The organism is Nostoc sp. KVJ20 (genome assembly GCF_001712795.1).
In the GTDB taxonomy this organism is placed as follows: Bacteria; Cyanobacteriota; Cyanobacteriia; order Cyanobacteriales; family Nostocaceae; genus Nostoc.
The window spans coordinates 4,371-6,913 of sequence record NZ_KV757765.1; the positions used below are offsets into that span (position 1 = coordinate 4,371).

1 protein-coding gene is annotated in these 2,543 nt (G+C 38.0%); it reads right to left on the bottom strand.

Annotated features, from left to right (window positions below):
- The coding region (locus A4S05_RS35940; protein ID WP_256091384.1) for a hypothetical protein at positions 1–2,127 on the bottom strand (2,127 nt) is incomplete at its 3' end.
- Between the last annotated feature and the right edge of the window lie 416 nt (positions 2,128–2,543).

A 2,543-nucleotide genomic window follows, 5' to 3' on the forward strand; every position in this document is an offset into this window, starting at 1 on the left:
AATTGACTGTCCAACTCTTGTGGTTAACCAGTAATTAAGTCTCAGTCGAATTTGTTCTAAAGCTTCCATGATGTCTCGACTGTTACTGGCAATAGAATCTAATTTAATAAAGGCTGGGGAACAGTATTTGTAAAAGTCTTGCAGTGTTGGAGTCTCTGCCCATGCCTTAGTTCCCACTCCTGATAAGAGCGCTAACTTATAGCGCATTTTGATTTCATCATCGTTGAAAAATATTTTTAATGTTAAAGCAATGATTGACTCAATATTGGTAATCATCCCAGGACTAACCCCAACCATGCTAGTTCCAATCACCATTGTCATCAGCACCGATTTCAAAAATTCCTTGAAATCATTCAATCTTTCATTGATAATTTCTGGTTCTAGCCCTTGCAAATTCGGTAACTCAAAAAGATTGTTGTATTCTTTAGAAATATCAAAGTAAGCCCCGTCTTTCCCCAACAAATTAGTGTAGTCAGTGAAGGTAGATGTACCATCTGGTTTGGGGTAATCTAAAGCGACAACTGGGATATCTTGGGCAAGTGCTGGTGTAAGAATTCCAGCTACCAGTACTGATTTCCCCGAACGAGTTGCACCGAAAACAGCTAGATTCTTGTGATTTTGGTACAAGTCTAGATATACAGGTGTTCCGCCCTCTTCTGCAATTAACTCAAACCCAGTCCGATCTCCTGTGGCTGTGCGGATCAAAGGCATCAGCCCTGGTGCTTCCGAACTAAAATATGGCAGTCTGCGGTTAAAAGGCTTGGTTAACAGTGGTTCCCAAACAAATGGACAACACTGCAACCATGTCTTCCAAGCGTATTCTATTTCTCGGTCAACTGCCGCCGGACGCAAGAAGTAACTCGCAAGATAACGGCAAGCTTCATCTAAAGAGCGTGTTGATTGACGGTGTACCAGAAAAACTACAGCCGTGTGTACGACAACATTTCCTTTGTAAATCGTCTTTTGGGCTTCTACTGCTGACTCAATATTCAGTCCCGACTTGACATCAATATTACCTTTATCACTGGATAATGTCGTAGAAGTAATCGATTGTTTAGTTAGCCTTTGCAGATTAGTTTTTGTGATTCCTTGGTTAGCTTTCGTAACTTGACAGATGATTTCAGTATCGAAAATACTATCTCTAGATATCAGTGACCAGAGATATCTTAGTTGTCCCTGTTCGTCTATCCAGCCCCCTGGTTTTTGACTAAAATTCAGCGCTCCAATATATTTATCTTGGATTTTTACCCATTGACGATCCAAAAATGGTAAAGACTGCTCATCTTCTAGTAAATGATGCCGGATGTGAAAATCACTTGTTTGGGTTTCAATTAATCCATTTATTTCATCTATTTTTAAGGGATTTGGGATTGCTGTTGGTGGAGAATGGTTAAACTGCTGCCAGATTACCGTCCAGAGTTCTTCAGGACTCAAAGCTTTAATCCCTAATTTCATCTTATTACTCAGCAAATTCTCCCATGATTGAAAACCATCATTAAATGAATTTTGCAGAATATTTTCAATCCTGGTATTATTAATGTAGTGAATCTCTCCAGTGAATTTGTACCATATTTTCTCCAATTGTTTAATAATAGACTCAACAAAATCTTGATTTCGTTCCTCATCAGAAGCAACAGTATAAGTACACCATAACCTCAAGAATTTGTTTTTTCGGATTCCACTTTTGGTTAATCCTTTGATTCTTAATCTTTCACTACGAATCAAGAGTTTAAGTTGTTCGACTGAACAAGTATTCTCAATTTGCTTAAGTTCTTGTTGCCGTTCATAATCCGAAGTAAATGAACCAAAATGTATGGTCATTGATTCTTGCTCTGGGATTTCCTTAAGTCCGGCTTCTATACCCTCGAATATCGGTAATATTTGTTCATTGGCTAAATTCGGATGAATCCCTAAACAATCAAAACAAAATTTAATCTGAATAGATTCGCCTTTTTTGAGAATCAATGCACCTATGCCTTTTCTCCCGCCTAAATTCAAGTTACAAATCCCTGCTAAATGAATAATGTCCTCAAAGGGAGTCAAGACTTTAGCAAACTCAATTTGCTCTTTTTCTAATTTTTTCTTACCTAATTTATCTGGATATTTAGATTGTTTCGGAGTTTTCATTATGAAGGTACAAATTATCTATTATTGGTGGATGATTTAAATTATTTACTGTTACAAAACAGGGAACTCTTAACTCTTAAGTGGGAACGGTAGAAAATGAGAAATTCAAGAAGAATTCAGGAGCAGAGCCGGAGATGCTACGAAGCACCGCTTTTTCGGTCTATTACATTCCTGAATTATGACCCAACTCTTGGATAAGCTACGCCCTAAGCGTAGCTATGCCGCAGGCTTGACGACAAGCTCAGGGCATCACCCCTGACGGAGTGAATTTTGACTCTCAACCTACTTCTTTAATTCTGGGGATTCCTCTGTTCCCTGTTACTTTTTAATTCTGATTTTTGTATTCTTTTTCAATGTTTTAAAAGGCATATAACCTCTACTAATTCGTGGTACGCCGATAAATTTTCCCAAAAAAT